The organism is Xanthomonas maliensis (assembly GCF_009192945.1).
GTDB lineage: Bacteria > Pseudomonadota > Gammaproteobacteria > Xanthomonadales > Xanthomonadaceae > Xanthomonas > Xanthomonas maliensis.
Genome location: NZ_NSET01000004.1, coordinates 88,648 through 109,620, shown reverse-complemented (window position 1 = coordinate 109,620; position 20,973 = coordinate 88,648). Strand labels below are relative to the sequence as shown.

The window sequence follows — 20,973 nt, the reverse complement described above, 5'->3', positions numbered from 1 at the left end:
CGACGCGGAACGGGAAAGGATCTTCAGATGGCGCGTAGTGTTACGTCGATGCAGGAATGGGCCCACTGCCGCCAAGGCGGCCGTTCGGTCCTTGTCAGGGGGCTGCAATGAGCGCGCTTCGCGATGCGATGAGCCATGCCGCGCTGGGCTGGGTGAAGCCGGAGCTGGACGAGACCTTGCGCCAGGCGCGCAACGAGATCGAATACTTCGCCGAGGAACCGTCCGACACCAGCCGGATGCGGTTCTGCGCCGGTTACCTGCACCAGGTGCAGGGCACCTTGCGCATGGTCGAACTGTATGCCCCGGCGATGGTGGCCGAGGAACTGGAACTGTTGGCCAAGGCCGTACAGGACGGCGAGGTCGCCGATCGCGACGAAGCCTGCGCGATGTTGATGCGCGGTACGGTGCTGCTGCCGGATTACCTGGAGCGCTTGCAGAACGGCCACCGCGACATCCCGATCGTGCTGCTGCCGCTGCTCAACGAGATTCGCGCCACCCGCGGCCAACCCGGGTTGAGCGAGAGCGTGCTGTTTGCGATCGACCCGCAGGCCGGCGAAGCCACCCAGGCCGAACTGGAGCACGCCCGCGGCAGCTTGAGCGGGCGCAATCGTGAACTGCTCGACACCGTCGGTAGCGCGGTCAAGGAAGAATTGCTGCGCGTCAAGGATGCGCTGGATCTGCACTTGCGCACGGGCGGCGACATCGCCGAGTTGCAGAGCCAGGTCAAGGATCTCGGCAGCGTCGCCGACACCTTGGGCATGATGGGTTTGGGCGTGGCCCGCAACGTGGTGATCCAGCAGCGCGACGCGCTGGCCCGCGTGGTCGATGGCCAGGACCGCATGGACGAAGGCGTGCTGCTGGATATCGCCGGCGCGTTGCTGTACGTGGACGCCTCGCTGGACGACCAGGTCGCCAGCCTCGGCGCGGAGGTCAGCGCCAGCGATGACGGCAGCGGCAGCGGCAGCGCCAACGCCTCGGAAGTGCGCCGCACGGTCGACGTGCTGGCACAGGAGGCCATCGCCAACTTCGGTTCGGCGCGCGAACACTTCGTCGCCTTCATCGAAACCAACTGGGATCACGCCCGCCTGGCCGATGTGCCGCATCTGCTCGGCGAAGTCGGCGGTGCACTGCGCATCCTCGAGCTGCCGCAAGCGGCCGATTACTTGGAAGGCGTGCGGCGCTATGTCGATCTGGAACTGATCGGCAAGCAGCGCGTGCCCAGCGGCCGCCAGCTCGACACCCTGGCCGATGCGATGGCCAGCCTGGAGTACTACCTGGAGGCCTTGCGCGAGCGCCGTCCCGGCCGCGAAGAAATCCTGGACATCACCCGTAACAGCCTGGAAACGCTGCGTTACTGGCCGTTGCCGGCAAGCGAGCCCTCCGAGCTGCCGGTCGGCAGCGCGGCGCCGGGTGTCCCGCTGGACGCGTCGGTCGCAGCGCCGGTCGCCGCGGCACCCGCGCCGTCCTCGCCTGAACTGCTGCCGGCGGCCAACGATGCGGCACCGCCGCTGGAGTGGGCCAACCAGACCCTGCACGAAGCGCCGTTCGCGGCCAGCGCCGTGCAGGACGTCGGTGCGGCCGCCAGCGATAGCGTGTTTTCGTTCGACCCGGTCGCCGCCGAGGAGACCGCTTCCGGTCAGGCCCACGTGCCGTTCACGATCGCGCCGCTGGATCTGTCCGGCGATGGCGGTCAGGCACCGGGCAGCTGGCAGTTGGAGACCAGCGAGCAGCCGGGGTCGGTGGCCTCGACGTTCGATCCGGTCTCGGCCGAGCAAGGTGCCAGCCTGCCGACCGAGGCCGCGCAGGTCAGCTACACGGTCGACCTGAGTGCATTGGAGCGCGACGACGACAGCGTCCCGGTCGACGCCCAGCAGATCGCCGAGCCGCCGCCGCAGGATGCGACGGTCACGGCCGTCGATGACGCGCCGGGCGCGCTGGACGCACCGGCTGCGACGCCTGCCCCCCGCTTCGATCTGGCCGATGCGTTCTCGCCGCCCGAGCCGCAGGATCCGTTCGTCGAGCCGTCCACCGAGACGCCATCGGCACCGGTGTCCGACGCAGCGCCTGCTGCACCGCGGGTGCAGGAAGCGGTGGTCAACAAGATCGAGCTCGACGCCGACTCGGCCGCGTTCCTGCAGCAGCTCGATGCGGCTGTCGCGCAGTTCGATGTGGATCGCTTGAGTTCCACCCCGGCCAGCAGCGCCGACACCGGCGCGGTTGCTGCGCCGACGCCGGCCGCGCCCGCCGTGGCCACGCACACGCCTGCCGCCGTCGAACCGGCAGCGAGCGTGTTCGGTGGCTTCGCCGATGCCGAGATCGACGACGATATCCGCGAGGTCTTCCTCGAGGAGTTCGACGAGGAACTGGTGAACCTCGGTCAGTTGCTGCCGGTCTGGCGCGCTGCTCCGCACAGCCAGGACAACCTGCGGCCGATCCGTCGCGTCTTCCATACGCTCAAGGGCAGCGGCCGGCTGGTCGGCGCCGCCGCCTTGGGTGAGTTCAGCTGGAAGATCGAGAGCATGCTCAACCGCGTGCTCGACAACACCCGGCCGGCCAGTCCGGCGGTGGTGACGATGGTCGAGCTGGCCTACGAGGTGCTGCCGCAATTCAACGCCGCCTTGCGTGAGCAAGGGCAGATCCAGGCCGATGTCATCGCCATCCAGACGGTCGCCGATCGCATTGCCGCCGGTGAGGACGCGTATTACGTCGCCACGCCGCAGGACACTGCCACCGACGTCGGCGCGGTCGCGCCGGTCGACACTGGCGTGGCGGCAACCGCTGGCACGCCGGCCTCGGTCGACAGCGTGTTGCGCGAGATCCTCGAAGCCGAAGTCGCCACCCATCTGGAAACCGTGCACGCCTGGCTGCAGGCGGCACAGGTGGCGCCGCAACCGGCCAGCGAAGAGCTGTTGCGTGCGGTGCATACGATGAGCGGCGCCTTCGCGATGACCGATGTGCCGGAAATCACCCTGGTGACCACGCCGGCCGAAAGCTACGTCAAGCGGCTGCTGGCGGCCGCGGCGACGCCGTCGAACGAGGGCGTGGATGCGCTGGCCGCGATGGCCGCGGCGATCGCCACCACGGTCAGCGCGCTGCGTGCCGACGCGCCGTTGATCCCCTCCTTCGCGCCGTTGACCGCACGCCTGCGCGTGCTGGTCGATAGCTTGCCCGAAGCACAGTGGCCGCCGGAGGCGTTCCTCGAGGAGCTCGAGGACGCCGAGACCGACACCGCACTGCACGACGCCGAGCCCACGGTCGAGTTGACCGGTGCGCAAGACCTGTCGCAGTACCTGGATACCGCCGCGCTGCCGCCGGCCGCCGAGGCGCCCATCGTCGTCGACGAGCTGGCCACGGCGGAAGCCGAAGTCGCACCCGAGCATGCATTGCACAACGATTCGGCGCACGCGACGCCCAGCGAAGAGACGCTTGCGCAGCCGTGGCGCGAGCACGCCGACGCAGCGCAGGGCATCGCAGACGATGCGCATGTGCAAGGCGAGCAGGCCGAATTCATCGGCGCGCCGCCGACGGACGAGGTTTCGGCACAGCCACATGTGCAGACGCCTGCCGAGGCCGACGAAGCCGAGGCACCGCACGCCGTTGCGGACGGCGCCGATCAGCAGGTGACGGACGCGATTGCTGTCGAGGACGAACAGGCCCACGTCGTCGACGCCGTGCCGGCCGACGTCAGCGCCGACGCAGCGCAGCTGACTGACGTACCGGTGGCCCCGATCCACGTGCCGGCCGATGCCGACACTGCCGATGTCGTAGCCGTCGACGCCGTTGCGCATGCGCAGGCTCATGACGCTGTCGAATACACGGCTGCCGATACGGAGCCAGCGGTGGCAGTGGACGAACTGGCCGAGGCCGAGGCGACGCTGGGGCAGGAACAGAGCCTGGGCGAGCCGGTCGCGTCGTCGCTGTCTGACGAGGATGCTCTGCAGTTGCAGACGCCAAGCGACAGCGTCGTGGACGCGGACGACCAGCGTGCAGCTGTCGAGGCAGTGGATCAGCCAGTTGCCGAGACCGACGCCGAGACCGAAACCGCCTCGGCGGAGACGGCACTGCTCGACCAGGCCGGACATCCGTTCGAGGCCATGCCGGACCATGCTGCCGATGCGCAGCAGCCGACATCGGAGCAGGAGCACGTGCACGGCGACATGCTCGACGCAGCCGCCCCGACGGAACACGACGTCGCAGCGGCAGCGCCGGAGGCGACCACCATCGCACCGGAACCGGTCGCCGAGACCGAGCAGTCCGACCCCGTCGAGCCGTCGCAGCCGGATGCCGAGACAGTCGCGTCGTTGCCGATGCAGGCCGATGTGCAGGCCAACGATGCGTCCGCCGACGCCCCGTTGGCGCCGCCGCACGACGCGTCCGTGCCGGAGGCCACCATCGAGTCGGTGCAGGCCTTCGAGATGGCGCAGGTGTCCGAACGCGTCGACGAAACCGCCGATGCGCCTGCCGAGACCGACCCGCTGTTGTCGGCCGATGTTGCCGAACTCGGCGCGCCGGAAAGCGTGCCTGCCGACGTGCAGGCCGCTCAGGAGGAGACACACGTGGCAACGAGTGCCGAGTTGCCGGTCGCCGTGGAAGCCGAAGCCAGCGTTGCTGCCGATGCACCGGCAGTGGACGGCGACGACGCCCACGCCGTGACCGCAGACGAGTCTGTCCATGTCGAGCCGGAAGCGCTCAGTGCGCCGGTGGAAGAGGCCAGCGCCATGTCCGACGCCACCGGCAACGATGCCAGCGCCGCGCTCGACGTCGGTCCGCTCAATTTCGATCAGCTCGACGGCGAGCTGGTCGACATCTTCGTCGAGGAAGGCCGCGATCTGCTGGACCATTGCGATGGTCTGATCGCCCGCATGCGCGAAGTGCCGGAAGACCGCGATGTCCTCAACGGACTGCAGCGCGATCTGCACACGCTCAAGGGCGGTGCACGCATGGCCGGCATCAATGCCATCGGCGATCTTGGGCATGCGATCGAATCGCTGCTGGAAGCCGTGGCGGCCAATCGCACCGACATCGACCGCGACGACGTGCGTCTGTTCGAGCGTGGCTTCGACCGTCTGCATCAGTTGTTGACCCGCACCGGCATGCACCGGGCGGTGGCGATGCCGACCGACCTGGTGGAAGCCTTCGAGACCCGTACCCGCGGTCGCGACGCCGCTGCGCCGACCGCCGCGGATGTGCGTGCGATCGCCAAGGTCTCGGTGGAACCGGCACCGCTGTCGGCGCCGATTCCGCTGGAAGGCCAGGCCGACGAAGACTTCCTGCCGCGCGTGCAGCAGGAACAGGTGCGTGTGCGCGCCGATCTGCTCGACCGCCTGGTCAACCATGCCGGCGAAGTGGCGATCTACCGTTCGCGGCTGGAACAGCAGCTGGGTGCCTTCCGTGGCGCGATGGGCGAACTGGATCGCACCAACGCCCGTCTGCGCGATCAGTTGCGGCGTCTGGATCTGGAAACCGAAGCGCAGATCGTGGCGCGCTACCAGCGCGAGCAGGATCAGGGCGACCGCACCTTCGACCCGCTGGAACTGGACCGCTTCTCCACCTTGCAGCAGCTCAGCCGCGCACTGAACGAATCGGCGGCCGACTTGGGTGGCCTGCAAGGTGTGCTGGAAGATCTCTCGCGCCAATACGACGGCTTGCTGCAACAGCAGTCGCGCGTCAGCTCCGAGCTGCAGGACGGCCTGATGCGTGCGCGCATGGTGCCGTTCGACGGGTTGGTGCCGCGCCTGCGCCGCGTGGTCCGCCAGGCCGGCACCGATACCGGCAAGCAAGTGCATCTGGTGCTGGAAGGAACCCAGGGCGAACTCGATCGCAACGTGCTCGATCGCATGGTCGCGCCGTTGGAACACATGCTGCGCAACTCGGTGGCGCATGGCCTGGAAACGCCGGAACAGCGGCGCGCGGCCGGCAAGCCGGAGGAAGGCAGCATCGCGATCCGTCTGCGTCGCGAAGGCTCGGAAATCGTGCTGGAAGTGGCCGACGACGGCGCCGGGCTGGACCGCGAGGCGATCCGTCGTCGTGGCGAACAGCGTGGCCTGATCGAACCGGATCAGGCGCTGACCGATACCGAACTGGATGCACTGATCTTCGCGTCCGGCTTCAGTACCTCCGACCAGGTCAGCCAGCTGGCTGGCCGCGGCGTCGGCATGGACGTGGTGCGCAACGAGGTTCGTCAGCTGGGCGGCTCGGTGGACATCCACTCGGTGCGTGGCCAGGGCGTTACCTTCACCCTGCGCCTGCCGCAGACGCTGGCGGTCACCCAGGCGGTGTTCGTCCGCATCGGCGAAACCACCTTTGCGGTGCCGGTGGCCTCGGTCAGCGGTATCGGCCGGATCTCGCGGGCGCGTTACGAGTCGGGCGAGGGTGGTTACCACTACGCCGGCGAGGAATACGTGTTGCACGACCTCGGCTCGCTGGTCGGCCAGGCCGCTGCGGGTGCCGAAGGACAGGCGCAGGTGCCGTTGCTGTTGGTGCGCGCAGGCGACCTGCGGGCAGCGGTGGCGATCGACCAGGTGCTGGGTAATCGCGAAATCGTGGTCAAGCCGGTGGGTCTGCAGATCGCCTCGGTGCCGGGTATCTACGGCGCCACCATCACCGGCGATGGCCGCGTGGTGGTGATCCTGGACGTGGCGCCGCTGGTGCGTCGTTACCTGGCCCAGCCGGCCGGCCCAACGCAGACGACGCAGGCCGAATCGCAGCGGCACGTGCCGCTGGTGATGGTGGTCGACGACTCGCTGACCATGCGCAAGGTGACCAGCCGCGTGCTGGAACGCCACAACCTGGACGTGACCACCGCCCGCGATGGCGTGGAAGCGCTGGAGCTGCTGGAAGAGCGCGTGCCAGACCTGATGCTGCTCGACATCGAGATGCCGCGCATGGACGGCTACGAGCTGGCCACCGCGATGCGTGCCGACCCGCGCTTCAAGGCGGTGCCGATCGTGATGATCACCTCGCGCAGTGGAGAGAAGCATCGCCAGCGCGCGTTCGAGATCGGCGTGCAGCGCTACCTCGGCAAGCCCTATCAAGAGTTGGATCTGATGCGAAACGTGTACGACCTGCTGGGGATCGCCCGTGTCCGAGAGTAATGGCGCAATGACGCCGGTCGCCCTGCTGGGGCGCCCTGGGCAGGCACGCGAACGCTTGCGCGAGGCGCTGGCCTTGGCCGGCGCCCAGGTGGTGCTGGAAGACGAACCCAGCGCGATCGATGTGCAGACGCTGCGCGATGTCGATCCCAGCGCCGTGTTGGTGGCGCTGGAACCGGCGATCGAGGATGCGCTCGAGGCGCTGGAGCCGGTCCTGACCCGGCCCGGCCTGACGGTGATCTTCGACGAAGCCGAGTTGACCGTACGCCGCGAAGGCTGGGAAGCGCAGCGCTGGGTGCGCCATCTGGCGGCCAAGCTGCACGGCCACGCCGATGTGCTGCCGCCGGGCACCGAATGCGAGCCGTCGCTGCAGCCCGAGCCCGGGCTGGACATTCCGTCCAACCGGCAGGATTCCCCGCAACAGATCGACCGCCATCTGGAACTGGCCGCACATGCCTTCGAGCAGGTGCCGGGCGACGCCTTGTTCAGCGCTGCCCAAGCGGCGGCCGCGCCTGCTGCGCCGGCTGCGGCCAGCCTGTCGTTGGGCGATTCCAGTACCTGGGGCCTGGTCGACGATGTCGCAGTCGTGGTGCGGACGCGCGCCGAGCCGGATGTCGCTGCGCTGTCCACCGGCGGGTTGTCGTTGGTCGACCTGGACGAACCTGGCGCGTCGGCCAGCGGTGCGGTGCTGGTGATGGCCGGCATCGGTGGTCCGGATGCGATCCGGCGGCTGCTGGGCGCCTTGCCGGCGGAGTTCCCGCGCGCGGTGTTGGTGCGGATGACGCTCGACGGCGGTCAGTACGGCAACCTGGTGCGGCAGATGGGCCGGGTGTCGACCTTGCCTGTGGAGCTGGCCGAGATCGGTCAGCCGGTGACTGCAGGCAAGGTCCATGTGCTGTCAGACGCCGTCGGCGTGCAACCGCAGGGCGGTGCGCTGGTGTTCGTGGCGCAGGCGGATCCGGCGGCCCTGGTCGCGGCGCTGCCGCCGGCCGATAGTGCCGTGCTGATGCTCAGCGGTGCTAGCGAGGCCCTGGTGGAGGCGACGCTGTCGCTGGCCGAACAGGGGGCGCTGGTCGCCGGCCAATCCGCCGACGGTTGCTACGATCCGGCCGCCGCCGCACGCCTGGCCCAGCGTGGCCTGCCGTCCGCCGATCCTGCGCAGCTGGCGCAGACCTTGGCACAGCGTTGGCCGGCCTGAGCCGGCGCCCTCCCAGACCGGAATCGAAGCCATGAGCTACGCCAACAATGACGAAATCCGCGGCGTCCTGATCCAGGCCGGGCAGGAACGCGTGCTGTTACCCAACGCCACCGTCGCCGAGGTGATGTCGCGCGTGGCGGTCGAGCCGCTGGCCGACATGCCGCGCTGGGTGGTGGGCCGCATCGATTGGTATGGTTGGAAGGTGCCGCTGCTGTCGTTCGCGCGGTTCAGCGGGCTGGGCGAGGAATCCACCGCGGTCAACAACAAGGTGATCGTGCTCAAGGCGCTGGGCGGCAATCCGGCGTTGCCGTACTTCGCCTTGCTGACGGCCTCGTTCCCGCAGCTGATCTCGATCCCGCGCGATGGTCTGCTGGCCGATGCGTCCGAAGACGCGCTGCCAGACGGTGTGCACATGCGCGTGTTGTTGGGCGAACAGAGCGCCTTGTTGCCCAACCTCGATGCGATCGAAGCCCAGATCGGCCAGGCGCTGGCCGCGGCCGCGGCCTGAGACGATCGCGGCGCCTGCGCAGGAGACGCGCCGGTGCCATCCACACCATGCGTTGACCGACCTGTCGTGCTGAGCCAGTCGGTAGATCCCCGTGCCGCTGCGAGCGGCCGTTGAACTGTTTTGGCGCGCAAGCATGGTCGGTGCGGCGCGCGGGTGCTGCGCTTGCAGCGTGCGCAAGGCGGCGGTGTGCGCGATCAGATGGCCAAGCACGGTCTTGCATCGCTTGGCGACCGCCCTCGATCCTGTATCGCTCGTGCCAGATGTGGACGCGGCTCGCGTGGTGCATCGTCGCGGCCGAGACCGCAGCGGTGAGCCAGCGATGAAGCTGCCGGTGTTCGCGTCCCTGCAGCATCCCGATGGGGTGGTGCTGGCCGACCTGTCGGCGGTTGCGCCGGACGCCATGGCCGATTATCACGCACGTAATCGCGCTCATCTGGCCGATGCCATGCCGTTGCGTCCTGCCGCGTTCTACACCGTCGAGGGCTGGCGGCGCTTGTGCCTGGCGTATGTCAATGCACAGCCCGGCCAGCGCGAGGTGCAATTGGTCTTGCTGCGGAACGGGCAGGTGGTGGGCACCGTCGGTTTTACCCAGATCCAGCGCGGCGCCTTCCAGGCCTGCCACTTGGGGTACGGCGTCGACGCGACCTGCCAGGGCCGCGGCTGGATTCACTGGGCCGGCGGGCATGGGATCGCCTTCATGTTCGGTCCGCTCGGCCTGCGGCGGGTGATGGCGCAATACGTGCCGGGCAACCTGCGCAGCGCGCGTGTGCTGCAACGGTTGGGCTTCCAGGTCGAGGGCTATGCGCGTCGCTATCTGCAATTGAACGGCCACTGGCGCGATCACGTGCTGACCAGTCGATTGGTGGACGATCCGCCACCGCCTGCAGACGGCTCGCCGGCCTCGGTGACCGAGTGAGCATGAAGGCCGTGGTTGCTGCTGGTGGCGCGGCCGAGCGCGATGTCACCGGGCACATTGCGATGACAAGCGTACTCATCGGCATCGGCATCGGCATCGGCTGGCTGGCTGGCGATTCCTCGCCCGGCGCTGGCGTTTTCTGTGTGGCGCGATGACATGCCGCCCTGCCTGTTGCGTGGCGCAAGCGACGAGCCTGCCTGCCTGCCTGCACTGCGGCATCGTGCCGCAATCCGCATCGACGATGTGGTCGGCAACGGTTTCGCGATGGCGGTCACTGGCGCATCATCGCGGGAGCCGTCGTGCACGGCGTTCATTACTGCTGGAGTCGCCTGGATGATCCAACGTCGTCATTTCCTCAAGCACGCCACGCTCGGCGCGATCGCTTCCTCGTTGGCCGGCTGGAGCGCGCGCGCGCAGGCGGCCGCCGATGCTGCGCAGCCGGTGTCGACGTTGCCGGCCGGCGCGCCCCGGGTGATTTCCACCTGGGATTTCGGTGTGGCGGCCAACCAGGCCGCGTGGAAGATCCTCGCGGCCGGCGGCAATGCCCTCGATGCGGTGGAAGCTGGCGCACGCGTTCCCGAGGCCGATCCGCACAACCCCACGGTCGGCCTGGGCGGCTACCCGGACCGCGATGGGCGGGTGACGCTGGACGCCTGCATCATGGATCATCTTGGCAACTGCGGTGCGGTCGCCTCGCTGGAGGACGTGGTGCATGCGGTATCGGTGGCGCGTGCGGTGATGGAAAAGACCCCGCATGTGATGTTGGTCGGCGATGGCGCACGCCAGTTCGCCTTGGCGCAGGGATTCCCGAAGACCAAGCTGCTGACGCCCGATGCCGAAGCGGCCTGGAAGCAATGGTTGAAGACCTCCCATTACGCGCCCGAGGCCAATATCGAGAACCGCGCCTGGCGCGACTCCAAGCTGCCGGGCGGCAAGGACAACCACGACACGATCGGCATCCTGGCGTTGGATGCGCACGGCAATCTGTCCGGCGCCTGCACCACCAGCGGCATGGCCTGGAAGATGCATGGCCGGGTCGGCGACAGCCCGATCATCGGTGCCGGCCTGTACGTGGACAACGCGGTGGGAGGCGCCACCTCCACCGGCGTGGGCGAGGAAGTGATCCGCAATGTCGGCAGTTTCGCGGTGGTGGAAATGATGCGCCAGGGCAAGTCGCCGGCCGAGGCCTGCCGCGAGGTGGTGATGCGTCTGATCCATCGCAAGCCCGAGCTGACCCGCACGCTGCAGGTCGGCTTCCTGGCGATGAACAAGCGGGGCGAGGTCGGTGCATTCGCGATCCAGAAGGGCTTCAGCTACGCCGTCTGCGATGCGCAGCGACAGGACCTGCTGGTGCCCGGCGACAGCCATTACCACAGCGAGCCGGCAGCATGAGCGCATTGGGATTGGAAGTGGCGGCCGATTCGGTCGGCTCGGCGCTCGCCGCGCAAGCCGGTGGGGCGATCCGGGTGGAACTGTGCGGAGGACTGGACGGCGGTGGCTTGACGCCCTCGTTCGGCACCCTGGCCGTGGTGCGCGAGCGTCTGCGTATTCCGCTGTATGCGTTGATCCGTCCGCGGGTGGGCGATTTCGTGTTCGACGCGGCGGAGGTGGAGGTGATGCGCCGCGATGTCGAGCAATGCGTGCGGCTGGGCTGCGATGGCGTGGTACTCGGTGCGCTGAATGCGGCCGGCGAGGTCGACCTGGCGACGATGCGCGTGCTGATCGCAGCGGCAGGCTCGCTGAGCGTGACCTTCCATCGCGCCATCGATGTCAGCGCCGATCCCGCGCGCACGCTCGAGGACGCGATCAGCTTGGGTTGCGCGCGCGTGTTGACCTCCGGCGCGCGCGCCACGGCGCTGGATGGCATCGACACGATCGCTGCACTGGTACGCCAGGCCGGCGACCGGATCCGTGTAATGCCGGGGGCGGGCGTCTCCGAGCACAATGTCATGGCGCTGCGTGCCCACACGGGGGCGCAGGAGTTTCATGCCTCGGTCCGCTCGCCAGTGGCCGCGCAGGTGGCCGCCCTGCATGCCCATATCCGCGATCTCGGTGGCGATTACCAGCGTACCGACGTGGCGCGGGTCCGGCGGATCGTCGGCTTGCTGCAGGAATCCTAGAGCGTGTTATGTCCTTTGAGGGGGAGTGCGACGCGTTCTGTGGGGAGCAGAGACAGGGCGCACAACGCGGTCTCGGCGCGTCACAGCGCGCTTGCCGCAGGTTGACCGTCAGCGGCACGGAGCGTGCGCCGCAGCGCTTGCCGTGGCGCCCGCCAAGCCGGCGCCACGCAGCACCGCTCCGCACCGGTGACGGCCAACGCCTCTCATCTCAACGTGCATAAACATGCTCTGGCGATTGGGCCGCGAGCCGGCCCGCTCGCGGGATCGCACGTGGTGATCAGGTCGAAACGTCTGCTCTCAACAATGCGTCCCACTCAAGGAAACGAAGTGAAAAAAATCCGCGCGTCACGTGGATGGGGGATGCTTGTGCTGGCAGTGGCGGTCCTGGGCATTGCGATCGCCCAGATCAGGGTGCACCGCACGTCCGTTTCGGCGGCGAGCGTCCAGGCCAAGCAGGTGCGTGATTGGCTGAGCCAGCATTCGCAGTCCCCTGTCGATGCGGAACTGGGCCCAGCCGCCGACTTGGGCAAGGTGAGCGTCGTGGTGCGGCGAGCAACATCGGACACGCCGCCGTCCGTCACGCCATTGCCGGCCAGTGGTGCCGAGGGAGATGTCGTTGAAGTGACCTTCGCGCGCCTGGGGGCGGGGCGGACGTGGCCATACGTCTGGGGCGGGCATGGGTGGCGCCTGCAGGACTATCGCGCTTATCACATCAGCGTGCGCTGATCGCGCTGCCAGTCCTGTGGCAGCGCCGCCAGTCACTGCGCCGCGTTCGGCGAGTGCTGCTCCGCTGGGGCCCATTGCAGTCGTGCAGGATCGATCACGACGTGCTTGATGCGCTGCCGTTTCCAGGTGTAGCTGATGTGCACCAGGCCGTCATGGGTCTGGATCACCGCCGGATAGGAGAACTCGTCCTTCGGGCTGTCTTCCAGTGTCAGCACGCGCTGCCAGTGCACGCCATCGGTGGACAGCGCCACCGCCAAGGTGCCGCGGCCGTCCCACCAGTTCTTGCCGGCAACGCCAGGGTTGTAGACCAGCAAGGCGCGGCCGTCGCGCAGCATCACCGCGTCGGTGCCTGAGTTGGGGTTGCTCAGTTCCAGCAACTGCATCGGCTGCCAATGCAGGCCGCCATCGGAGGAGAAGGTGCTGAAGAGCCGGTTCTGCTGGCTGCGGCCCAAGGCCTGCAGGCGACCATCGGGATAGCGCAACAGGCTGGGTTGGATCGCGCCGATCCGGGTCGGGTCGTTGAGCGGCATGCCGCGCTGCCAGTGCGCACCGTCGTCGTCGCTCCATTCGATATGCGCGCGCCAGCCGCGATCTTCGCTGCTGCTCGGCGCCAGGACGCGCCCATCCGGCAATTGCAGCGGCTTGTTCTTGATCGGGCCGAGGATGCCGGCGGGCAGGCGCGTGGGCGGCGCCCAGTGCGCGCCATCGTCGCTGGAGCTCAGGCGCATGCCCCACCACGTACGGGGATTGGGGCCGAGTTTGTAGTACAGCTGGACCTGGCCGTTGCGGGCCTGGAACAGCACCGGATTCCAGGCCGGCACCGGCGCGCCTCCCGCACCGGCGCTGGCACCGTCGGCGACCCGGCGAGCGGCCTCCCAGTGCTCGGCACCGCGTCGGCTCAACCAGATGCCGACATCGGCCGCACCTTCGTGGTCGCCGCCGAACCACGCCGCCAGCAGCGTGCCATCGTGGGTTTCCAGCAGGGTGGAGGCGTGCGCCTGCGGCGTCGGCGGTGCATCGGCGATGAATTCGCTCGAGACCAGGGGCGAGGCGGATTGGGCGCTCGCCACGGAGGTCAGGCAACACAGCAACAGCGCCAACGGTCGCATCTGGTCCAGTCCTGTCTTGCTTAGAAAGATACCTATTTGTGATCTATTAAATACCATATCCCCCGGTCACCTCCGTCTGCGTCGTTTGCCGAGCATGACCGAGATCCGCGATGCCGACCGGGCCGCTGTCGCCAGTGCGCCAACTGTCTGCGATCGGTTGGAACGCGCTGGTCCCGCCTGAGCAGGTCGCCTGGCAGGTGCCGGAGTTCGGCGTGGAGTGCCAGCCGGTGCTGGTCATCGCACCGGACAGGCGCGGCCTGCTGCGGAGGCCGATGTCGTGCGTCTATCGGGATCGGTCGGGCAATCCAGGCGCTGAGGCGGCAACCGCGATCTGGTTGCGTGCAATCGAGCAAAGCACTGCATCGCCGCCGCAGTGAACAGTGAGCGCCGCACCGTGTGCAGCGCGCTGGCGCGATTGCAGACCGCGGTCATGGAGCGGCAGTTCAAGCCGCTGCTGAGCGTCGATACGGCGATGCGCATGGAACGGACCAACGACGGCCGGCGCGTGCGGCAGTCCGTCGTGGACGTCTGGCAGGACGGCACGTGGGCGCCGCTGGCCACCGCGCAGGCGATCGGTCGCATGAAGATCGATCACTTCGCCCCGGTGACGGCCTCGCGCATGCGTCTGAACATCCCATCCAGCTTCGCTGCGGTGCATCTGCGCAATTGCAGTTGTTCAATGCCGGCAACGGCGCTGCCACGCGCTGATCGCCACCCACCATCACGCAGCGCTGGGCGTGGGGGAGGGGGCTCTATCGTGTGGGCGATGTGCGCTGTCGGTCGGTCGCGGACGTTGCCATCGATCCCGGTGTCCGCGCTGATCGATGCGCGACGCGCGCCGAGGTCGCGTCAGGCCGCGTCCTGATCGCGGCCTTGCGGCGGCAACAAGGTCTGCGGCTGCTTGGCCGACTGCGTCTGGCACAGGAAGGCCATCAGATGCGCGGCTTCGGCGCGGCCGACCGAACCGGTCTGCAGCTGGGCGGCGAATGCGTGCTGGGTCTGCTCCGATACCGCGGAGACCGGGTCTTGCGTAACGGCGAGCGACGACATGAACACTCCTGGGACCACGACATGCCGCTATCCGTTGGGACAACGGCCAAGACCGCCGAGGCGTGCCCCCGCGGGCCGGTGATCTTGCCTGGACGGCCGCGCCGATGGAAGCACGTCGGTGCGGCAGTCCTGCCGATCTGGCTGTTCCCAATAGCGGCCAGTGCGGGCGGCGCTGAAGACCGCAGATCGGAAGGCCGGTGGGCATCCCGCCAGGCGCCACAGGGCAGACGCCGCCTAGCGCAGTGGCCTGATCCGCCAGCGTTGCCGTTGTCAGCAGGCAGGGCTGCGGCGGCCGCGCGGCTGGCGGCGCGCAGCAGCCATCCACGACCTGGATCAGTCCTGCGGGGTGACCCAGACCTGCTGGCGCAGGCCGGAAACGCGCGGCGTCGCCACGCTGTCCAGATCGAACACCACCACCTGGTTGTCGCCCTTGCGCTGGAATGGCGCCGGGAAATAGAGCGCACGCTGCGGGCCGATGGCCCAGTGCCGGCCCAGGTTGACGCCGTTGGCCCAGGCCACGCCCTTGCTGAAGGCACGCATGTCCAGGAAGGTGTCGGTGGGCGTGCCGATGCGCAGGCTGCCGCGGTGGAAGGCGGGCCCGTCGACCTTGGCGCGGGTCCAGCCACGCAGGGTGTCGGGGGTGCGCATCGGCAAGGGGAAGGCCTGCCAGCCGGTCAAGGCCTGGTTGTCCAGCAGCACCGGGTCGACCAGTCCGGCGCGGCCGTCGGCCAGGCGCAGGCCGTAGTTGATGCGGCCGCTGTTTTCCACCAGCACGTCCAGCGTGTGTTCGCCGGCCGGAATGTCGATCGGCGTGGCGACCTGCTGCAGGCGCCGCTCCACGCTGCCGACCTGCTTCTGGTCCAGGTAGACGCGTGCCACGTCGCGCACGTCGCCCAGGTACAGGCTGCCCTTGCGTGGGCCGCTGACGCGGGTGCGATAGAGGATGTAGCCGTAGTCCTGGCCGAACTGCTCCATCGGCTGCGGCGTCTCGATGGCGATCGGCGCCGGCAGGTTGTCCCACAGCGACGCCGATTCGGGCAGCGCCGTTTCCGGCAGCGTTGCGCTGGCGATCGGCTTGGGCAGGGCTGGCGGCTGTATGCCGGTGACGCGGGCGATGGCATCGCGCATCAGCGCGAACTTGGGTGTGGGTTGGCCGGCTTCGTTGAGCACGGCGTCGTAGTCGTAGCTGGTGGTCTGCGGTGCGTAGTGGTCGCTGGGATTGGTCTGGAAGTTGGCGCCATTCATGAAGCCGAAGCTGGTGCCGCCGACGAACATGTACAGATTGGCCGAGTAGCCCTGGCGCAGGATCCACTCCAGTTCCTCGCTCTGTTGCTTGGCGTCGGTGCGGGCATGCGCCTTGCCCCAATGGTCGAACCAGCCAGCCCAGTACTCGCCGACCATATGCGGCTGCGCGGGGCGTGCCTTGATCAGTTTGTCGAACGCGCTCTTGGCTTCGCCGGGGGCGAAGTTCACCACTGCCAGCGTATCGGGCAGCGTGCCATTGGCCAGCATGTCTGCGCCGTCGGAGGTGAACAGCAAGGCCTGATCGAAGCCGGCCTTGACGAACATGGCGCGGTTGGCCGCCATGTAGGCGTGGTCGTCGCCATAGGATCCGTATTCGTTCTCGACCTGCACGGCGATGATGGGGCCGCCATGACCGTTGAGCAGCGGCCCCACCTGAGTGGCGAGCGCGTCCAGGTACGCCTGGCTGGCGGCCAGGAAACGCGGATCGCGGCTGCGCACGCGGATATCGCCTGGGCCGAACAGCCAGGCCGGATAGCCGCCGGCTTCCCACTCGGCGCAGGTGTACGGGCCGGGACGCAGGATCACATTCAGGCCTTGCGCGGCCGCTTCGCGTACGAACGCGGCGACGTCGTTATTGCCGCTGAAGTCGAAGCGACCTTGCTGCGGCTCGACCAGATTCCAGAACACATAGGTTTCCACCGTGTTCAAACCCAGGGCGCGCGCCTTCTGCAAGCGGTCCTTCCAATAGGCGCGCGGAATGCGCTGGAAATGGATGGCGCCGGAAAGGAGTTGGTACGGCTTGCCGTCGCGGATGAAGTGCGTGCCTTCGGTGGCGAAGGTCGGCCAGGCGTTGCGATGCGCCTGCTGCGCGGATGCGGGGAGCGACAGCAGGAGCGACAGGGCGAGGGCAGACAGGGAGCGACGCAGCATGTGGGGGATTCTTCCGTTAGCGAATTCGGGCATGACGGGCAACGGGGCGTCAGCTGAAAGAAGGCGGCAAATCGTCCTTGCCTGCGCCGAACGCGGTGTTGGGCTTGGGGCCCATCTCCAGTTCCAGCGTGCCGCCCGCGGCGAGGTCGGCGTGGCGTAGCCAGCTGCGGGTGTACGGCTTGCCGTTCCAGCGGGCGCGTTGGACGTAGACGTTGCTGGCGCTGTTGTCGTGGGCGACGATGCGCAGGCGGCGGCCGTGGCCGACGTCCAGCTCGGCGCGCTTGAACAACGGACTGCCGAGGATCCAGTTGCCGCTGACCGGGTCCACCGCATACAGCCCCAACGCACTGAGGACGAACCAGGCGCTCATCTGTCCGCAATCCTCGTTGCCCGACAGGCCGTTGCGGGCATCGTGGTACTGCTCGCGCAGCAGGCGGCGCACCATCGCCTGGGTCTTGTACGGCTGGCCGGCGTAGGCATACAGATAGGCCACGTGGTGGCTGGGCTCGTTGCCATGGGCGTACTGACCGACCATCCCGTCGATGTCCGGTGGCGCATCGGCCGGCAGCTCCGAACTGGTGGAGAACAATTCGTCGAGCTTGGCGACGAAACCGTCGCGACCGCCGAACAGATCCATATACCCGTACAGATCGTGCTGGTTGAGGAAGGTGGCCTGCCAGGCATTGGATTCGGTGAAGTCGCGCCATTTCTGCAGATGGCCCATGGCGCGGGGATCGAATGGGCTGGCCCATTGCCCGTCCTGCAGACGCGGTTGCACGAAGCCGCTGGCGCGATTGAACACATTGCGATAGTTGCGCGAGCGCTCGCGCAACTGCCGCGCGTCGTCGTTGGCCCCGGCAGCCTGCGCGATGTGGGCAACCGCCCAATCGTCGTAAGCGAATTCCAGCGTGCGGCTGACCGCCTCGTCGACCTTGTCGCAGGGGATGTAGCCAAGCGTTCGGTACAGCGCCAGGCCATGCACGTCATCGTCCATCGCGCGCTTGCGCCATGCCGGCCAGGCGGCCTTCCAGTCGATCCCGGTAAAGCCCTTGGCATGCGCCTCGGCCAGCACCACCGCCGAGTGATAGCCGATCATGCAATCGGTCTCCACGCCTTGCAGCGGCCAGATGCCCACCCCGGCCGGGCCTTCGTTGGCGCCGCGCACCAGGCACTGCACCAGGTCCGGCACCCGCTCCGGTTGCACCAAGGTCAGCAGCGGATGCAGGGCGCGGTAGGTATCCCACAACGAATAGGTGCTGTAGTTGTGGTAACCGGCAGGCGCCTGGTGGATTTGCAGGTCCATGCCGCGATAGCGGCCGTCGCTATCGCTGAACAGCGTGGGCGCGAGCAGGCTGTGGTACAGGGCGGTATAGAAGATGCGGCGCTGGGCATCGTCATCGCTGTCGATGTGCACCCGGCCCAGTTCCTTTTCCCACGCCGCGACCGCTTGCGCATGCACGCGTGCGAAGTCGAAATCGACCAGCTCGGCGTCCAGGTTGGCCAGTGCGTTGTCGGCGCTGACCGCCGAAATGCCGACCTTGACCAACAGCGGCGAGTCGGCCGCATCCGGGTAATGCAGGGCGGCTTTCAGATGCGTGCCATCGGCCTGGCGTGCGTCGCTGGCCATCGGCTGGTCTTCGGCATACAGCTGCGCCTGCGCGAACGGGCGCGACAGCCGCATGGCGAAGTAGATGTAGCGACCCTTGGCCCACTGGTAGACGCGGCGCCCGCCGGTGATGGTCTGCGCGTCGACCACGCGCAGTTGCGCATCGCTGACCCGGGTCGGGATCTCCGGCTTGTCCTGCATGCCGTGGCATAGGTCCAGCAGCAGATGCGCCGGCTTGCCCTTGGGGAAGTGATAACGATGCAGGCCGGCACGCGTGGTGGCGGTCAACTCGGCATGCACGCCGCTGTCTTTCAGCCGAACGCGGTAGTAACCCGGCGATGCGGCTTCGTCGGCTTGATCGAAACGCGAGCGGTAGCCGGCATCGGGATTGTCCAGTGGGCCCGGTACCAGCTTGACGTCGCCGGTGGCGGGCACCAGCAGGAAGTCGAGCATGTCGCCGATGCCGGTGCCGGACAGATGGGTGTGCGAGAAGCCCATGATCGAGCCGTCGGACTCGTGATAGCCGGAACACGAATCCCAGACCGCGTTGTAGGTGTCCGGGCTCAGCTGCACCATGCCGAACGGCACCGTGGCGCCTGGGAAGGTATGGCCGTGGCCGCCGGTGCCGATGAACACGTCCACGTGGCGGGTGAGCTCGGCGCGCGCGCGGGCGTCGGCCGGCAGCGCGTAGGTGCCGGCGCGTGCCCGTGCCAGACCGGGCAGGCCGACGCTGCCGAACAGTGCAGCAGCGATGGCGCCTTGAAGAAAACCGCGTCGTGTTGCCATGGATATGCTCTCGAGAATCGGTGACTCGCGCGTCGGCAGCCGTCAGACGCTGCCTCTGCGCGTGGAAGGAGGATCAGGCTGCGCGTAACAGCTGCGGCTTGCGCTGCATCAGATCCAGGATCAACTCGCCGAACAAGGTGTTGGCCCAGGCGAACCAGTCGCGGGTGAAGGTGCTGGGATCGTCCTTGTTGAACGCCTCGTGCATGAAGCCGGTGCCGGCGTGGGTGGTCTTGAGCCAATGCAGGCATTGGCGCAGTTGCGCGTCGTCGTCGCTGACCAGTGCGTACTGGATGATGGACATCGGCCAGATGGTGCCCAGGCCGCTGTGCGGGCTGCCCACGCCCTCGGCCGCGCGCCCCTGCGAGAAATACGGGTTGCGTGCGCTCCAGGCCAGTTGGCGGGTGCGCAGAAAGACCGGGTCGTCGCGCTCGCAGCACCCCAGGTAGGCCAGGCTGAGCAGGCCGGGGGCATTGGCGTCGTCGATGAACACTTGGTTGCCGTAACCATCGACCTCGTAGGCCCAGAACGGCTGGCCATCGTCATCGCGCATCTGGCCGAATTGACGCGTCGCTGTCTCGACCTCGTCGGCCAAGGCGGTGCACTCGGCGGCGAAGACGGTGTCGCGATGCAGTTGCGTGCTCATCGTCGCCAGTTGCCGCAGCGAGGTCACCGCGAACAGATTGGCCGGCACGAACAGCGGAAACAGGCAGGCGTCGTCGGATGGACGGAACATCGAATGGATCATGCCGTTGGGCCGGGTCGGTTGACCGTAGCCTTCCAGCACCACCGTCTCGGTCGCCAGTGGCGAAGGCCGCTGGAACGTGTAGGGCCCGCGGTCATGCTTGCGCTGCTGCTCGCGGAAGGTCTTCACCACCAGGTGCATGGCCGCGCGCCAGTCGTCGTCGAACGGTGCGCGATCGCCGGTCGCACGCCAGTATTCGTGCGCGATGCGGATCGGATAGCACAGTGAGTCCACTTCCCACTTGCGCTCGCCGACGCCGGGTTTCATCTCGGTGATGTCGTGGAGCGACCACTTGAGCCGCTGGGTCTGGCCATCGGGCAGAAAGGCGTTGGCATACGGATCGAGCTGGATGCAGGCGGCCTGACGCTGGATCAGGCCATGGAACATGCGCCGCAGCGCGGCATCGTGTTTGGCCAGCGGAACATAGGGATGCACCTGCGCCGACGAGTCACGCAGCCACATCGCGTGGATGTCGCCGGTGATGACGAAGGTATCTGGCTTGCCGTTGCGGGTACCGGTCTCGACCGTGGTGTCGAGGGTGTTGGGGTAGCAGTTCTCGAACAACCAGGCCAGTTCCGGGTCGGCGATGCGCGCCTTGACCTGGGCAATCTGTCGCTCCACCGCCGCGCTGACGAAACGGCGCTGCGCCTTGGGCGGGCGCTTGCTGACGAAATTGCCTGCGCCAGCTGCGGGGGGCGCGGCCAGCGCGGGCAGGGCACCGGCCAGCAGGCCGGCGCTTGCGCTGACGCCAAGGAGTTGAAGAAGTTGGCGACGGGTAGGCATGGGCGTGAAGCGTCCTCGAGTGGCAGGTGGCCGGCAGCGACATCGCCCGTGCCGTCCAGGGACGGCCATGTCGGTGATGAGACCTATGCATGACCAATTCCCAATGAACATACAACGTGTGCGCCGCGAGTGCATAGTGCGGACGCACAATCCGGGCCCGTAC

13 protein-coding genes and 2 pseudogenes are annotated in these 20,973 nt (G+C 67.9%); 10 read left to right on the top strand and 5 right to left on the bottom strand.

Going from position 1 to position 20,973, the window contains the following annotated elements:
- Positions 1–56 precede the first annotated feature (56 nt).
- The 9 genes and pseudogenes from CKY51_RS22905 to CKY51_RS22330 form a co-directional block, all read left to right on the top strand.
- A pseudogene (locus CKY51_RS22905) lies at positions 57–428 on the top strand (Hpt domain-containing protein); the annotation flags it as partial.
- A 1,542-nt stretch (positions 429–1,970) separates the two neighbouring features.
- Positions 1,971–7,094, top strand: a pseudogene (locus CKY51_RS01090) (hybrid sensor histidine kinase/response regulator); the annotation flags it as partial.
- 7 nt (positions 7,095–7,101) lie between these two features.
- The gene (locus CKY51_RS01085; RefSeq protein WP_022973872.1) at positions 7,102–8,289 is read left to right on the top strand and encodes a chemotaxis protein CheB; all 1,188 of its coding nucleotides are present in this window, start codon (positions 7,102–7,104) and stop codon (positions 8,287–8,289) included.
- Between the two features lie 31 nt (positions 8,290–8,320).
- Positions 8,321–8,797: a chemotaxis protein CheW gene (locus CKY51_RS01080; RefSeq protein ID WP_022973873.1), complete on the top strand. Its 477-nt coding sequence runs from the start codon at positions 8,321–8,323 to the stop codon at positions 8,795–8,797.
- Between the two features lie 319 nt (positions 8,798–9,116).
- The gene (locus CKY51_RS01075; RefSeq protein ID WP_022973874.1) at positions 9,117–9,713 is read left to right on the top strand and encodes a GNAT family N-acetyltransferase; all 597 of its coding nucleotides are present in this window, start codon (positions 9,117–9,119) and stop codon (positions 9,711–9,713) included.
- Between the two features lie 2 nt (positions 9,714–9,715).
- The gene (locus CKY51_RS22335; protein ID WP_022973875.1) at positions 9,716–9,868 is read left to right on the top strand and encodes a hypothetical protein; all 153 of its coding nucleotides are present in this window, start codon (positions 9,716–9,718) and stop codon (positions 9,866–9,868) included.
- Positions 9,869–10,046: 178 nt separating this feature from the next.
- Positions 10,047–11,105, top strand: a complete 1,059-nt coding sequence (locus CKY51_RS01070; protein ID WP_031340564.1) for a glycosylasparaginase — start codon at positions 10,047–10,049, stop codon at positions 11,103–11,105.
- Positions 11,102–11,833 carry a copper homeostasis protein CutC gene (locus tag CKY51_RS01065; protein ID WP_022973877.1) on the top strand — a complete coding sequence of 244 codons (732 nt, stop codon included), beginning with the start codon at positions 11,102–11,104 and terminating at the stop codon, positions 11,831–11,833. Before CKY51_RS01070 ends, CKY51_RS01065 begins: the two co-directional genes overlap by 4 nt.
- A 327-nt stretch (positions 11,834–12,160) precedes the next feature.
- Positions 12,161–12,559 (top strand): hypothetical protein, encoded by a 399-nt coding sequence (locus tag CKY51_RS22330; RefSeq protein ID WP_155975911.1) that lies wholly within the window; start codon positions 12,161–12,163, stop codon positions 12,557–12,559.
- Positions 12,560–12,591: 32 nt separating this feature from the next.
- Here the strand turns inward: CKY51_RS22330 and CKY51_RS01060 are convergent, their stop codons facing one another.
- Entirely contained in the window at positions 12,592–13,668 is a 1,077-nt protein-coding gene (locus CKY51_RS01060) for a sialidase family protein (RefSeq protein WP_022973879.1), read from the bottom strand.
- A 110-nt stretch (positions 13,669–13,778) separates the two neighbouring features.
- Here CKY51_RS01060 and CKY51_RS01055 point away from each other — a divergent pair, with 110 nt between their 5' ends.
- A complete protein-coding gene (locus tag CKY51_RS01055; protein ID WP_022973880.1) occupies positions 13,779–14,045 on the top strand; it encodes a hypothetical protein in 267 nt (88 codons plus the stop codon).
- 472 nt (positions 14,046–14,517) lie between these two features.
- Here the strand turns inward: CKY51_RS01055 and CKY51_RS01050 are convergent, their stop codons facing one another.
- The 4 genes from CKY51_RS01050 to CKY51_RS01035 all read right to left on the bottom strand — a co-directional run bounded on the left by CKY51_RS01050 (position 14,518) and on the right by CKY51_RS01035 (position 20,810).
- Entirely contained in the window at positions 14,518–14,718 is a 201-nt protein-coding gene (locus CKY51_RS01050) for a hypothetical protein (protein WP_022973882.1), read from the bottom strand.
- Positions 14,719–15,051: 333 nt separating this feature from the next.
- Entirely contained in the window at positions 15,052–16,893 is a 1,842-nt protein-coding gene (locus CKY51_RS01045; RefSeq protein ID WP_031340567.1) for a glycoside hydrolase family 35 protein, read from the bottom strand.
- Positions 16,894–16,942: 49 nt separating this feature from the next.
- Entirely contained in the window at positions 16,943–19,285 is a 2,343-nt protein-coding gene (locus tag CKY51_RS01040) for a GH92 family glycosyl hydrolase (RefSeq protein WP_022973883.1), read from the bottom strand.
- Between the two features lie 73 nt (positions 19,286–19,358).
- Complete coding sequence (locus tag CKY51_RS01035; protein ID WP_022973884.1) at positions 19,359–20,810, bottom strand: glycoside hydrolase family 125 protein; 1,452 nt, start codon at positions 20,808–20,810, stop codon at positions 19,359–19,361.
- Positions 20,811–20,973: the final 163 nt, after the last annotated feature.

Excerpts from the sequence above, each read along its gene's own strand:
- CKY51_RS01065 (WP_022973877.1), top strand. The coding sequence starts at position 11,102 with ATGAGCGCATTGGGATTGGAAGTGGCGGCCGATTCGGTCGGCTCGGCG.
- CKY51_RS01085 (WP_022973872.1), top strand. The coding sequence starts at position 7,102 with ATGACGCCGGTCGCCCTGCTGGGGCGCCCTGGGCAGGCACGCGAACGC.
- CKY51_RS01040 (WP_022973883.1), bottom strand. The coding sequence starts at position 19,285 with ATGGCAACACGACGCGGTTTTCTTCAAGGCGCCATCGCTGCTGCACTG.
- CKY51_RS01035 (WP_022973884.1), bottom strand. The coding sequence starts at position 20,810 with ATGCCTACCCGTCGCCAACTTCTTCAACTCCTTGGCGTCAGCGCAAGC.
- CKY51_RS01050 (WP_022973882.1), bottom strand. The coding sequence starts at position 14,718 with ATGTCGTCGCTCGCCGTTACGCAAGACCCGGTCTCCGCGGTATCGGAG.
- CKY51_RS01070 (WP_031340564.1), top strand. The coding sequence starts at position 10,047 with ATGATCCAACGTCGTCATTTCCTCAAGCACGCCACGCTCGGCGCGATC.
- CKY51_RS01075 (WP_022973874.1), top strand. The coding sequence starts at position 9,117 with ATGAAGCTGCCGGTGTTCGCGTCCCTGCAGCATCCCGATGGGGTGGTG.
- CKY51_RS01055 (WP_022973880.1), top strand. The coding sequence starts at position 13,779 with ATGCCGACCGGGCCGCTGTCGCCAGTGCGCCAACTGTCTGCGATCGGT.
- CKY51_RS01080 (WP_022973873.1), top strand. The coding sequence starts at position 8,321 with ATGAGCTACGCCAACAATGACGAAATCCGCGGCGTCCTGATCCAGGCC.
- CKY51_RS01060 (WP_022973879.1), bottom strand. The coding sequence starts at position 13,668 with ATGCGACCGTTGGCGCTGTTGCTGTGTTGCCTGACCTCCGTGGCGAGC.
- CKY51_RS22335 (WP_022973875.1), top strand. The coding sequence starts at position 9,716 with ATGAAGGCCGTGGTTGCTGCTGGTGGCGCGGCCGAGCGCGATGTCACC.
- CKY51_RS01045 (WP_031340567.1), bottom strand. The coding sequence starts at position 16,893 with ATGCTGCGTCGCTCCCTGTCTGCCCTCGCCCTGTCGCTCCTGCTGTCG.